This window comes from Vreelandella glaciei, from assembly GCF_013415125.1.
GTDB lineage: Bacteria > Pseudomonadota > Gammaproteobacteria > Pseudomonadales > Halomonadaceae > Vreelandella > Vreelandella glaciei.
Genome location: NZ_JACCDE010000002.1, coordinates 1 through 13,126, shown reverse-complemented (window position 1 = coordinate 13,126; position 13,126 = coordinate 1). Strand labels below are relative to the sequence as shown.

At 54.9% G+C, this 13,126-nt stretch carries 14 protein-coding genes and 1 pseudogene; 3 read left to right on the top strand and 12 right to left on the bottom strand.

Annotated elements, in window-relative coordinates; translation table 11 throughout:
- Positions 1 to 5: 5 nt before the first annotated feature.
- Positions 6 to 263, bottom strand: coding sequence for a DNA-directed RNA polymerase subunit omega (gene rpoZ, locus HZS80_RS01310; protein ID WP_007112267.1), 258 nt, complete (start codon positions 261 to 263; stop codon positions 6 to 8).
- A 119-nt stretch (positions 264 to 382) separates the two neighbouring features.
- Positions 383 to 1,015 carry a guanylate kinase gene (gene gmk / locus HZS80_RS01305; RefSeq protein WP_179914914.1) on the bottom strand — a complete coding sequence of 211 codons (633 nt, stop codon included), beginning with the start codon at positions 1,013 to 1,015 and terminating at the stop codon, positions 383 to 385.
- A gap of 149 nt (positions 1,016 to 1,164) precedes the next feature.
- Here gmk and HZS80_RS01300 point away from each other — a divergent pair, with 149 nt between their 5' ends.
- Positions 1,165 to 1,860 (top strand): extensin-like domain-containing protein, encoded by a 696-nt coding sequence (locus HZS80_RS01300; RefSeq protein WP_179914913.1) that lies wholly within the window; start codon positions 1,165 to 1,167, stop codon positions 1,858 to 1,860.
- A 15-nt stretch (positions 1,861 to 1,875) separates the two neighbouring features.
- Here the strand turns inward: HZS80_RS01300 and HZS80_RS01295 are convergent, their stop codons facing one another.
- Both HZS80_RS01295 and HZS80_RS01290 read right to left on the bottom strand, forming a co-directional pair.
- Entirely contained in the window at positions 1,876 to 2,127 is a 252-nt protein-coding gene (locus tag HZS80_RS01295) for a hypothetical protein (RefSeq protein ID WP_035556206.1), read from the bottom strand.
- A 111-nt stretch (positions 2,128 to 2,238) separates the two neighbouring features.
- Complete coding sequence (locus HZS80_RS01290) at positions 2,239 to 3,450, bottom strand: MFS transporter (protein WP_179914912.1); 1,212 nt, start codon at positions 3,448 to 3,450, stop codon at positions 2,239 to 2,241.
- 193 nt (positions 3,451 to 3,643) lie between these two features.
- Here HZS80_RS01290 and HZS80_RS01285 point away from each other — a divergent pair, with 193 nt between their 5' ends.
- Together HZS80_RS01285 and HZS80_RS01280 are read left to right on the top strand one after the other, a co-directional pair.
- A complete protein-coding gene (locus HZS80_RS01285) occupies positions 3,644 to 4,255 on the top strand; it encodes a DNA-3-methyladenine glycosylase family protein (RefSeq protein ID WP_179915069.1) in 612 nt (203 codons plus the stop codon).
- Positions 4,256 to 4,316: 61 nt separating this feature from the next.
- The gene (locus HZS80_RS01280) at positions 4,317 to 5,189 is read left to right on the top strand and encodes an urea carboxylase-associated family protein (protein ID WP_035556211.1); all 873 of its coding nucleotides are present in this window, start codon (positions 4,317 to 4,319) and stop codon (positions 5,187 to 5,189) included.
- A gap of 8 nt (positions 5,190 to 5,197) precedes the next feature.
- Here HZS80_RS01280 and HZS80_RS01275 read toward each other — a convergent pair whose 3' ends face one another.
- The 8 genes and pseudogenes from HZS80_RS01275 to HZS80_RS23330 form a co-directional block, all read right to left on the bottom strand.
- Complete coding sequence (locus tag HZS80_RS01275; RefSeq protein WP_179914911.1) at positions 5,198 to 6,073, bottom strand: pirin family protein; 876 nt, start codon at positions 6,071 to 6,073, stop codon at positions 5,198 to 5,200.
- Positions 6,074 to 6,185: 112 nt separating this feature from the next.
- Complete coding sequence (locus tag HZS80_RS01270; protein ID WP_179914910.1) at positions 6,186 to 7,226, bottom strand: zinc-dependent alcohol dehydrogenase family protein; 1,041 nt, start codon at positions 7,224 to 7,226, stop codon at positions 6,186 to 6,188.
- A gap of 61 nt (positions 7,227 to 7,287) precedes the next feature.
- Positions 7,288 to 7,863, bottom strand: a complete 576-nt coding sequence (locus HZS80_RS01265) for a histidine phosphatase family protein (RefSeq protein WP_179914909.1) — start codon at positions 7,861 to 7,863, stop codon at positions 7,288 to 7,290.
- A gap of 94 nt (positions 7,864 to 7,957) precedes the next feature.
- Entirely contained in the window at positions 7,958 to 11,314 is a 3,357-nt protein-coding gene (locus HZS80_RS01260) for a DEAD/DEAH box helicase family protein (RefSeq protein ID WP_179914908.1), read from the bottom strand.
- Positions 11,314 to 11,508 carry a hypothetical protein gene (locus tag HZS80_RS01255; protein ID WP_179914907.1) on the bottom strand — a complete coding sequence of 65 codons (195 nt, stop codon included), beginning with the start codon at positions 11,506 to 11,508 and terminating at the stop codon, positions 11,314 to 11,316. Before HZS80_RS01255 ends, HZS80_RS01260 begins: the two co-directional genes overlap by 1 nt.
- Positions 11,505 to 12,098 carry an ATPase gene (locus HZS80_RS01250; protein WP_246361645.1) on the bottom strand — a complete coding sequence of 198 codons (594 nt, stop codon included), beginning with the start codon at positions 12,096 to 12,098 and terminating at the stop codon, positions 11,505 to 11,507. Before HZS80_RS01250 ends, HZS80_RS01255 begins: the two co-directional genes overlap by 4 nt.
- On the bottom strand, positions 12,085 to 12,804 hold the full coding sequence (locus HZS80_RS01245; RefSeq protein ID WP_179914906.1) for a hypothetical protein: 720 nt from the start codon (positions 12,802 to 12,804) through the stop codon (positions 12,085 to 12,087). Before HZS80_RS01245 ends, HZS80_RS01250 begins: the two co-directional genes overlap by 14 nt.
- Positions 12,805 to 13,015: 211 nt before the next feature.
- Positions 13,016 to 13,126, bottom strand: a pseudogene (locus HZS80_RS23330) (IS30 family transposase); the annotation flags it as partial.

Below are 13,126 nucleotides of genomic sequence, written 5' to 3'. Positions count from 1 at the left end.
CAACGTTAGTCGTCGATATGAGTAGGCGCCATGGCTGGGCGCGGACGCACAGCGGCTTCAACTGGCTCGTCCAGTACCGTGTGATCCACCAGGCCTGCGGCAATTTCACGCAGCGCCATGACCGTGGGCTTGTCATTTTCCCATGGCAGCAGCGCATCGCGGGAGCCACGCGCCAGCTGGCGAGCGCGCTGGGTGGAAATCATCACCAGCTTGAAACGGTTTTCAACATTTTCAAGACAATCTTCAACGGTTACGCGAGCCATGGGAGCCTTCCTGTTATGACGGAACCGGGCCGACACCGTAGAGAACGGCGCCGACCCAGTGAAAAAATGGTGCGACCAAAAATAGTGCAACGCAATAGAAAGTAGTAGAACCTGTTAGATTACTCGACCGCAGGCGCCTGTGACAAGAGCGCAGCTAACAGTGGCGCATGGCGCTCACACATTACCGGACGGCTTAAACGTCGGCTGATGACTAATGATTGTAACTCTTGCAGCGCCGTCGTGAAGTCATCATTCACTACTAAGTAATCATATTCGTGGTAATGGGACATTTCGCTTATTGCATCGCGCATACGCCGGGCAATCACGGCATGCTCATCGGTGCCGCGGCTAGCAAGGCGCCGCTCTAACTCTTCGCGTGAAGGGGGAAGTATAAAAATCGACACCGCATCAGGCATTTGCTCACGCACTTGCTGGGCGCCCTGCCAATCGATCTCCAGAATAACGTCCTGCCCAGCTGCCAGTAATACCTCGACCGCCTTCCGCGAAGTACCGTAGTAATTATCAAAGACGTTGGCATACTCAAAGAACTCGCCGCGCGCGATCATCGCTTCAAACTCGGCCACATTGGTGAAATGGTAATTCACGCCATCCACCTCACCCTCGCGCTTGGCACGCGTAGTGTGCGACACCGACACTTGAATCCCATCCAGGCTTTCGATTAGCTCACGCACCAAGCTAGTTTTGCCAGCACCCGACGGGGCAGAAACGATAAACAGCGTACCTTGGGACATGAAGTACTTTCCCTTCAGTTAGCGAAAATAAGCAGCGGAAAACGTAGTAAACGCTAGTAAAGTGACTGCAGCAGAGCAGCAAGGCTGCGCAGTATCGCACACCCATCGCTGCGACTGTAGCGTTGGTAGTGACATACAGGGAGGTGAGCATGCGCAGTACGTTATTTATTTTAGGCCTGATTGCGCTGGGCGTAGCCCTGCAAAAAGGCATTATTGAGATTCCCCGCCCCTGGGCGCCTTGGGCACCGCTGCATATTGACGACCCCATTACGCCGGTCACTCAACTGAAGCTAAGCCGCTTGGCCGATGACCGTACCGGCTGTTTAGCGGCGCTGAAAACCGCTCCCGAGGGCGAGCTGCACTATACACCGCTGGCCGATTACACCCCCACGGCAAGCTGCCCGCTTTCCAACGTCGTGCGCATGCAGTCAAGCGATGTGACGTTTAATCGGAGCTTCGTGGCGTCCTGCCCGATGGCGCTGGCGTGGGTCATGTATGAACGCCACGCGTTACAGCCTGCCGCCGAGAAGATTATAGGCAGCCGGGTGAGCCAGGTTAACCATGTGGGAAGCTTTGCCTGCCGTAACGTTTACGGCCGCGAAACCGGCAGACGCAGCGAACACGCCACCGCCGAAGCGCTGGATGTAGTGGGATTTCAGTTTGACAACGGCCAGCGTATTACGCTGATCAATGACTGGGATGATGAAGGCGAGGTAGGTGAGTTTTTACGCGCTGCGCGGGATGGCGCCTGCCATACCTTCGGTAATGTATTGGGGCCCGATTACAACGCCGCGCATGCGGATCACTTTCATATGGGCATGCGCGGATTTAGGCTGTGTCGCTAAGAGATCAACCATTACTTATTCGAGATTGATGTCATCTGCATCCGTGGCGGCACCGGTGGCAGCACCCACGCCACCGCCGATAACGGCGCCTTGAACGACGCTACCACCGGTGACGGCTGCGGCACCCGCGCCAATGGCAGCCCCGACACCCGCGCCGCTAGTAGCGCGCTCGCCAGTGGAGGTACCGCAGCCCGCCAAGCCAATGGTTAACGCCACCACCGCGCCGAGGGTCAATATACGTGTCGAATTCAATACCTGAACGTGCATGGTCATCTCCTTATGGGTTACTACCCTTACACAGTAGAGAGAATTCGATTTTTTAGCCATGTTAATTATCACTGTTCGATAACTAGGCAACTGATCAATAGCGATGCAGCGCTAGGCTCGCTGAGCCACGGCGCCGTAGGTGCGCTTTTCCAACCAGCGCCCAGCGGCAAAAATCACCAAGCCACAGAGCGCCAATCCCGCGCCGACCAAGCCCGTGCTCGACCAGCTAAAGCCAGCGCTGATCGCCAGGCCTGCAAGCCACGCCCCTAAGGCATTAGCACCGTTAAAGGCCGCGTGGTTCAAGGAGGCCGCCATGGTTTGGGCATCCTCTGCCACATCCATTAAGCGGGTTTGTAGCGAAGGCGCCAGCGCCATGCTGGTACCCACCAGACCAACAAACAGTAGCCCCGTCCAAACGTTATTCGCCGCAAAGTAAAACAGCCCCTGGATCACGCCACACCAGAGCAGAATAGTCGGGATGGCACGCATCAGGTTTTTATCCGCCATGCGACCGCCGATTAAGTTGCCGGCAATGGAGCCCAGGCCAAAAATGACCAGCACCAACGGCCCCAGCGCTTCGCTCATCCCCGCCTGCTGGGTTAACGTCGGCATCACATAGCTAAAAATGGCGAACATGCCGCCGCAGCCGATGCAGGCAAGCGCCAGCGTGACCAAGACGCGCTGCTTAAGCAGCGCTGTTAGCTCACGTACTGGGCTTGCGAGGTCATCAACGGGCTGCACCGGTACATATAGGCGAATCAACGCGGCGGTAAGCAACGCAATGCCCCCAACGCCGGCAAAGGCGATCTGCCAGCCAAACAGATTGCCCGTCCAGGTGCCTAGCGGTGCGCCAATCAAAATCGCCACGGTTAAACCCATCATTACCCGAGAAATAGCCCGCGCCCTTTGGTCAACCGGTACCGCCCCCGCCGCCACTAGCGCCGCGATGCCAAAATAGGCGCCATGGGGTAAGCCCGCCAGAAAACGCAGGCCGACGAATGACCAAAAACCCGGCGCCATAGCACTGGCGATATTACCCACGGCAAACACCAGCATCAGAATAATCAACAGCATCCGCCTGGGCGCCCGCGCGGCCAGCGCTGAAATCAGCGGCGCGCCGACCACAACACCCAAGGCGTAGCTGCTAATGGCATAACCCACTTGAGGCACGGTAACCTCTAAATCACCCGCTACGCGGTTCATCAACCCCATAATAACGAACTCGCTGGTGCCAATCCCAAAGCCACCTAGCGCCAACACAAATTCGGCCAAGCGCGGGTTGCGCGCCAGCCCTTGAGACGACGATGCTGTCGAGTCCTGCATGCTTATCTCCTTGGGATACCGCACAGTTGGTATCACGATGGCGCAAATGATCGCAGGATTAGACGAAAGTAGAAACATACTGCGTTCAAAAAGTTAGCGGGCGAAGAAGATAATCGAGTAGATAGCCGCCAAGGTTCCCCCTTCTACGCTCGCTTTGCTAGTGTGAAGCTTTTACTAGACGCGTGAGGCAATGATGACGCCCGACACCATTGAACAAGCCATGCAAGCGTTAGCTCAGGCCGACCCAGATATTGCCCGCGCCTACCCATTGGTCGGGCCTCCTGGCCCACGCCAGCGCGACCAAGGCTTTGCAACTTTTTTCAGTACTATCGTCAGCCAACAGCTATCCACTGAAGCAGCCCGCGCCATCATGGGACGTGTTAATACGCTGCTGCCCGTGCTGCACGCCAAGGCAGTAATGGACGTGGAGGGCCAAGCACTGCGCGATGCGGGGCTCTCCTGGCGTAAGATCGAGTATGCCAAGGGGCTGGCGGAAGCGGAGTTAGCAGGCACTTTTAGCGCCGACGGGTTAGCGCATCTAAGTGATGATGAAGCGATTGCTGCGATTACCGAGCTACGCGGCTTTGGCCGTTGGAGCGCGGAGATCTACCTAATGTTTTCGCTGAAACGTCAGGACATTTTCCCCGCGGATGATCTTGCCCTGCGGGTGGCGCTGGGCCGCCTAAAAGGCATGGACGACAAGCCAACGCCCAAGCAGGCGCGCCAGTTGGTAGACCACTGGGCACCCTGGCGCAGCGTGGGTTCGCTGTTTCTATGGCACTACTATCGCGGCGAGCCGTTGTAGTGAATGGCTCACCTGAACACCCAGTGTGATCCCTACCGTTATCTACAAGGAGTCACTAACAATGGCCAACCGAGCTCCAGCCTACCGCGCCAAACCAGGCTCGCCTCTTTTCGTTGACCCGGCTTTTTACAACCGGATTGCCAAAGCAACCGATCAGCGGAGGCTGATAGAAACGCTAGAGGTGCCAATTCGTGACGCCCGCGCCTGGAAAGTACCCGCCGGTCACGTGATGCGCCTGTGTACGCGTCAAGGCCCTCAGGTGGGAGATTTCAATCTGTGGTCTTTGCACAACCCACGAGAACGCTTCTGGGCATCACGCACGCGCCAGCTTCAGCGCGCGCATGTCAGCGTTCACGACCGGCTATGGTCTTCACTGCCCTATCTTCGGCCAATGGCGACCATCACCGCCGATACCTTGGAGAACTACGGTGTCGACGAGGATGGCGGTCGTGTTCACGATTTATTAGGTACGCGCTGTGATCCCTATGTGAATCACTTGCTGACCGGTGAGGATTTCGACTTCCACTGTCACTCCAACCTAACCCGAGCCGTGGCGCCCTTCGGACTCACCGAATTTGATGTCCACGATGTGCTCAACGTCTTCCAATGCACCGGCCTTAATGAACAGGATCAGTACTTCATGAAGGCTTGTCCAGCAAAAGAAGGCGACTACCTGGAGCTATTTGCCGAGATTGACTTACTTTGTGCCCTCTCCTGCTGCCCAGGCGGCGATCTATCGGTTGATCTATGGGGCAGTGACGCCACCGATGACGACCTGTTGGCCACTTGCCACCCTATCGGCATCGAAATCTACGCGCTTGATGACGCACTGCTAGAGGGCTGGTCGCCGCCGACATCACCTAACTATCGCGGCAACCATGGCTTGCGCCCGCCCGAAGAGGATTGGAACGCCAAACGCAGTCGATGCTGCTGACGCTCATATCATGCGTCGAGCCCGCCAAATTTGCCGTTCTGATAGTCCTCGACCGCTTGGACAATCTCTTCGCGGGTAGTCATCACGAACGGGCCATGGGAGTAGACGGGCTCCTCGATCACCTCGCCGTGGCCAAACAGCAAGCGTGCGTCGCTGCTGGCTTCGATGTCGAGGCTGGTGCCATCGCGATCGACTTCAATTAAATGGTGGGCCTGAACTGGCTCACCGCCCACCTCAACCTCCCCACTCACCACGTAGAGAAACACCTGCCGCCCTGGCGCCACGGGCAACTGTTCCTGGCTACCGGCAGGCAGCCGTAGCGTCGACATAAACACACCGGTCAGCGAGTCGATAGGGCCAACGCTACCCTGCCACTCACCGGCGATCAGGTTCAGCTCACCGCCGCCCGGCAGCGCAATAGCGGGGATTGATTCCTGCTGCAGCCCCACATAGCGCGGTTCGCTCATTTTCAAGCGGGATGGCAGGTTGACCCATAGCTGCAGAATTTCCAGCGGGCCGCCCTCGCGCAGAAACTCCGGCGGCGAAATTTCCGCATGCACAATACCGCTACCCGCGGTCATCCACTGCACGCCGCCCGCGTTGATTACGCTTTGATGCTTGGCGCTATCCGCGTGGGCCAGCGAGCCCTCTAAAATAAAAGTGACTGTTTCAAACCCGCGATGCGGGTGCGGGCCAAACGGCAGGCCACGGTTATTGGCCGGATAGGTCTGCGGGCCGTGATGGTTTAGAAAAAGAAACGGATCGAGCTGCTCAAGCTGCGGTCCCGGCAATGGCCGCCGGGTGACTAAATCACCGATATCATCGCGCTTGGCCGGGTGCTGGGCGATCACGCGGCGTGCTGTTTGGTTAGTATCTAATGGCATAGCTGACTCCTTATCAATACGCCCAGCGTAAAACCTCAACCACCATATGAGGAGCGAATAATTTGCCCCGTTTCATTGAAGGAAATTGTTATGAGACGCCTCAGCGGTTTCCTCAAAACTCGGTCACCACCGTTACACCCGCCCCTTCGAACTTATCCATGTTCATCAGCGCATCAATGGACTGCTCAAGATTGATGCGTTTGCCGATAAGCTGCTCAGGCGCCAGCTTTCCAGATTGAATCATCGCCAGCATGGCGTCATAACGGTGGGCCTGCATGCCATGACTGCCCAGTATTTCAAGCTCGTGGGCAATGACTTTACTCATGGGAATGGCGGGCGTGCTGTTCTCAGCCAACATCAGCCCGACCTGAACATGCTTGCCACGTTTACGTAGGTTACTGATGGAGTTAAAGCAGGTCGTTGGGTGGCCTAGCGCATCCAGCGATACATGAGCGCCTCCTCGGGTTATCTCCGCCACCGCTTCCACCACATTGGGCACCTTAGCAGCATTCACGGTGGCAGTAGCGCCCAATTGACGGGCCAGATTAAGCGCCTCTTCTGAAATATCGATAGCGACAACGTTGGCGCCAATGGCATTGGCAATCATCACAGCAGAAAGCCCAACACCGCCACAGCCGTGGACGGCCACCCACTGCCCTGCCGCTGTTTTGCCCTGATCGACCACAGCCCGAAATGAAGTAACGAAACGACACCCCAAGCTGGCCGCCGTCGCAAAATCGAGCGCCTCGGGTAGCGCGACTAAATTGACATCGGCATAGTGAATACTCACATACTCAGCAAAGGAGCCCCAGTGGGTAAAACCGGGCTGAAACTGGCTATCGCACACCTGTTGGTTGCCGGAGTGGCACTCAGGGCAAGTGCCGCAACCACCAACGAACGGCACCGTCACACGGTCGCCAATGCGCCATTGCGTTACATCTTTACCAACGGCTTCGACTACGCCTGCCAGCTCATGGCCCGGCACATGGGGAAGCTGGATATCGGTATCATGCCCCACCCAGCCATGCCAATCGCTTCGGCAAACCCCATTAGCCATCACTTTCACCACAACGCCGTGCGGCTCAGGGGTAGGATCAGGCAGTTGCTGAATCTGTGGTGGGGCGGAAAATTGCTCAAAAACAACGGCTTTCATAAAAGATTCCTAACCTATATCGGTTTTTACTTTATAAAGTCTGATGCGGATAGGAAGCAAATTATTGGCCGCTAACGTTTAACCGCCCCACTACTTGAAACGAATTATCCGTGGGACGCACCACAATCATCTCGCCAGAGCCTACGCCGCTACCAACCAACGCGGTGATATTCACCTGATGGGTAACCAGCAGCAAATTGCCCGGCCCTTTCCATGCGGCGATCTGCTGCTGGGCGGTTTGGGTGATTTGCGCTTGATCACCGCGCCCGCGAAAGAAGGAATCTAACCAGGGCGTAGGCTCTACAGGCCCCAGCGCCATCAGTTCAGCGGTATCTAGCGCCCGGCACCAGCGCGATGAATACACTGCCGCAATGGGGATATCCCGTTCACGAAATGCACGTCCAGCGGCTTGCGCCTGAGAGCGGCCAGCCGCAGAAAGATTGCGCTGGGTATCGCAGCGGCCCCGCTCAAAACCCGGCGGGTCGCCAATGCCTGGGGCTAGGGAGTGGCGCATTAGAATTACCAAGCTGCCTTCTTGCAGCGCTTGCCATGTGGCTTCGTTTGCCTGGGCGCTGAGTTGGAATGTACACAGCACAGCGAGCAGCAGGGTTAAGGTGAGGTGGCGAAGAGTGTGCATGGGGTCTCCTTTGCCATCGGCCAGTACAAGCACAAGCCATTTTTTCTTTCGAGACGCAGTGCGTCTCGAATGGCAGTGAGCAGGGGCAGCGTAACTAACTGGGGACTACCGTGGCAGTGACCATTTGCATAAGTCTATCTAAATAGTCCGAATCCGACATAAACAACACATGCTTGGCACGTAGCTCTTCTGCCGTCATTCCCCAATGACTGTTAACCCACGCGCTTGTTGTACTGGACGGCGCTAAGATAACGCTTTCAAGCTCCACGTGCTCATTCTTCAGCCGCCGTTGGACATCCTTGATGCGTTCAGAGAACTCAATCTTTTCATCTTTGGGCCCAGTATGTCGCACGCCGTGAGGGTCGACGAAGACAATACGCTGCCTATCCTGATTAACATGCCAAAGTATGAAATCAGGGTAAAAGCCGCCTGCTTCAAAAAATCCTATACCCTGCTTTACCAAGTTCCTGAGCAGATACACCTGCTCTCCCCGCTCAGCAATGGCCTGCTGGTTTCTCTCAAGCCATGCTGTGAGGTCTTCCACAAAACGGAATTCACTGTCGTTGAGAGCTACAGGCTCAACGCGAATCCGACTATCCTTACCTAGATGTAGCAATGGATTATAGAGGTGCGCACCAATCTGTACGGCGCTGACACCGTTTGCTTTGGATGAGCGATAAGTCGCCTTTTGCTGCTGCTCAATCGCCGCCTTCATTTGTTTGATATCGTCGATCAGCGCCGACTCACTGCCATCCACCACTAACTGATACTCATTAGTGGCCGGCAAATTACCGTTCGCTTCCTCAAGTGCTACCAGCTCCATACGTGGCTCTAGGTAAGCACGGCGGTGAAAGTTGAAGATACGATCTAACAGCAGCGATAGCAGCTCTAACGCCATACTCTGATAACGTTGAAAGTTATCTGCATGGAGTTTCCATTGGTCATCGGGTACTAACAAGTTGTACCAAAGTTGGCTTTTCAGTAGCGCTGGCAAACGATGAGCATCGATTAACACATTCGCGTACCCACGATTACGCCGGTAACGCTCCAAGTCACGTGCCAAAGCTGTCATATCCAGGAACAGCAGCCGGTCATCATCGAAATAGCGTGCATGCTGCTTCGCCAATCCGGGCTTGGCCATAACTTCTTTCACACCCGATGCTTGAATGCTATCTACCTTGGGATAGCGATCTAGCTCAACCCGGCGCTCCTTTAGAACGATATCCGGTGTCAAGCCCAGCGGGCTTTGAAAATCACCGCTAATAACCGGATACCCAAAACGCACCAATGGCCCATCACGATGAAAGCTGTAGGCCTGCCGGGTATCCTGGCGCACTTTAGGCCGTAGCATCTTCAATGATTTACCCACGTCTTCCATAACATTGAGCTTGAGGGTATGCACTTCCGGGTTATCGTTTCCCGGTAAACCTTCGTCTTCCAGAAAGTCACGGAAGGTGGCCATAAAGTCGGCGCCAACGCCAAACACATTCAGCGTTTCCAGCAAGTAGAGGTATTTGGGCGCAAGAATTGGATCAAGTCGGCTTGAGCGCATCAGGCTCATGTCACGCCCCTTTAGGCGTACCCCACGGCCGAAGAGCTGAATAATCTGCGAGCCCTCTTTCTTACCGGTATTCATCAGCCCCATGCTGGAAACCCGCCAGCAATTCCACCCTTCAACAAACTTCTTGGAGCCGATCAGTAGATTGACGGGCGAGCTCTCACGAGTAACCTCAGCAAAAATAGGGTTAGCCAACTCAGACTTACGAACCTGTAGGTGCTTGATATCGTGGCTTTCCAGATGCTCGGCCAAGCCCAAGGCGTCGCCCACATTAATCAGACCAAAGGGCTTTTCAGCCTCACCAACCTTTAGCAGCAGCTCGCCTGAATCACCGGTAATCCGGTCAACATTGAGCGTACCGCCTCCTGCTGCGTGAAAAGTAAGCGTAAGAATATCCCGATAGAGAGCTTCTACGGTTAGTTGCTGCTCTTTAAGCCAAGGAAAGCTTCCAGAGAAAATTTCATTGCCTTGCTTATCAATCAGGCCCGCACTTGCTGCATCACCTTGGTATACGGCACTGAGCGCTTGCTTAGCTTGCTCTTTTTCGCCCAAAAACCACGCTAGAAAACCCAACACCTGCGCGATATCGGAAGCACGCTCATTGTAATTTTTGGCGCTCTCTTTACTGCCATCGTCTTTTACCACGCTGGCACCCACGAACACCCAGAGTGGCACGGCAAGGTTCCACTGGCTTAGCTCTCGGTGCTCTTCGCGGAAATATCGCTGCTGCTGGTAAAAAGCCAATAGCGCCGCTGTCAGGTAGGTGTAACGCTGCCGAGTTTCCTTCTCGGGCAAATTGAAGATACGGTAATCTTTGCCGTAGCCATCTTCATAGAAATAGCGGTACCCATAATCGAAAAGAATATTCTTGGCGTAAGACTCCTCAACCCCATTATCTCCAGCGGCTACTACCGCTTCTTTAAAGGTTGCCGAGTACTCAAAGGTGAAGCCACGACCCGCCAGCTTGTTACGATGCGAAAGCCAGCCTTTCTCCTCACTGGCAGAGCCCAACCCACGATGCCCTTCGTCAACCAGCAGCAAATTGCCGTCACCAAAGCTGTCGACGGCCATTTTCTTTTTGCCTTGCTCAATGCCGAGCTTGGTGATTTCGCTAATGGCAACGCGGCTGAGTGATCTTCGCTCACCACTAAACAGATCTCCTCCATCTTGGCTAAGACGTTCTGCCTCTAGGCTAGACTCGCGGCACTCGAGCAAATGCTGATCGCTGAGACGTTCATTGGGGGTGATTAAGATAATCTGGCCGTAGTCGCCAATGCGTTGGTGTTGACGGGCATAGTGGCGAAACTGGCGCACGTTCGTGTGCATCAGCAGCGTTTTACCGGAACCAGTGGCATTTTGTAGGCAAAGCTTATTCAGGTCTTCGTCCTGGTATCGGCCAATGCCTGTCTGGTACCCCTGCCCTTGCCAAAAAGCGTTAAATCTATCTACCTGGGCGTTAAGGCCCTCTTTCAGCGCCTCTCGATCACGGAAATATTCGAATAGGTAAATTTCCACGAATAGCAGCGTTAACCACTGAAAATATTTCCACTCGACTTCCACCTCACGCTGCTGATTGAGCGCATCGGTGTGCTCGACGATATTGGCATCAAAGCGCTTTAAATCTTCTTCGCTGTATTGCCAGCTAGACTGATACCCACCCAGCAATGCGTGTAGGTAGTGATGATGTCGATCCCCTGTTAACCCTGGTTGGCTCTCTTTGAGATTTTTATTCAGCAGCGTGACTGGGCGCACTTGGCTGCCCTTGTCACGGTACTGCTCAAGCGGGTCGATACCAAAGCGGGTCATCACCCACTGGTTGAGCACCAGTTTTTTGAGAAAGTCATTCTTGGCGCTGAGTACTCTGATTTTCGCTTGGCGTGGCTTACCTGCCATTAATGCGACTCCCGATCCTGTCGATTCTGCTCATCACTCTGTTGGGTAGGCGCATCATCACCTATGAGGACTGGCCTATCGTTCTCCCAGACCACAGCATACTGACCAAGGCGGCGTTTACGCTCGAGCGTTTCAGCAACAGCCGAGCGCAAGCTTTCTAGCATCTCGTGAGTATCGGGGGTCAACTGAGTCATGGCTGAGACTCCTTTAGGAGTAAAGTGTAGTAACGCTCATCAAGCACCTGGCGCTGCGCACCCGCTTGCTCAAAAACCGGCGCTGGGGCTCCTCCCGCGTTCATAAAACAGCGCGCACGGGTAACGCTTGGCGCGTAGAGCATCAATAGGTTGTTCAGGCTGCGGGGGAAGCGGCGCTGGATATCTTTCAGCGGAATATGGTGTCCACCGTGAGAAACACGTTCAGCCACACGCAGACGCGACATCTCGGGCGAAGGCAGCGCCAAATAGACGAGTTCGACCCGCCACCCCGCATCCATCAGACGTTTTATCAGGCTGAGATACCCCCGCCCGGAGAGCGTTGTCTCAAAAGCAAAGTCTTCGCCTTCATTAATCGCGTCCTCGATTTCCTTGAGAAAAATACGGCTGGCAGAGAGCAGCTCACGCTCAGGCGCTAAAGGCGACAGTCCGGCAGCAATTAAGTCGGCATTGATAAAACGTGCACACTTAGCCACCTGCGGCAAATAATGCAGGGCAAAGGTGGTCTTGCCAGCCCCATTGGGGCCAGCAACGATCCAACACGTCGGCGTTGCAGCCTTAGCCTTCATCATCACACCCCTCCCACATGCGCGCATGGAAGGTTTCTTCCAGGCTATGCACTCGGTGGCGGGCGCTGCCCGTCAAGTTCAGGCCGTGGGGGCCATTGATATATATGGTGTCGAACTCGCTATCCGTGGTACCGATCTTATATTTTTCGAGCAGCGCCTCTAGCACAGCGGCATCTTTTTCCGCATCGTCCGTCAGCTTGCGCCATACCACTAGCACCTTGGCCAAGTCCTCGTCGCTGCCCGGGATACGGCGCACATGACCTTCCACTTGGCGAATCCAATACGCACCATCTTCATTCTCACGCAGGCTGACAGCTTTCAGGCGCGTGTTCTGGTCTTCCGGCAGCTCGGGGTCAGTCTCGCGCTCGAAGCGGGCCACGTAGGTACGCGGCTTGTCCAAATGCGATACATGCAGGCCAATCAGCCAGTTAAAGGTCTCGACCAGATCCACAGCGGTTTTCCGACTTTCATCACTGCCGGGCTGTTTCACCTTCAGCATGTAGTTTTCAGGGTCACGAAACCACTCGGTATTCAGCAGGCTAGCCGAACCACGAGTTTCTACATCCAGCAGGTACTTAAGCGTATAGTCGTGGCGTAGCTCAGAGTCCTGCTCCACCAGCGCATCGCGCTCCGGGTTATCAACCAAATTTAAATTGTTGAGGGTGTCGTCGTAACTCTCCAATCTATAGATAGCAAAGCAATGTGACATACCACTGAAATTGCCACTTTTGTCACCTAGTGGCTTGCCTTCGCTCCAATCCTTTGAATAAACTAATTTTTTTATCCTATTAGCAGCCACATTTTTGATGTGCTCTCCTATATCGCAAAGAATATACTTCCTGCAACCTTGATCCGCTCTGTTAAGATTTATTACAGCATGAGCCGTAGATCCAGACCCAGCAAAGCCATCAAGCCTGAATTCAACTAATAAGTGCAGCACCTGCGGTTTCTAGCGCTCCTGAGTATTCACCTAAGAACACCTGGGCTGGGGTTCGGTATCCCAGCCGCTTTCTTGGTCTATCGTTTAGCTT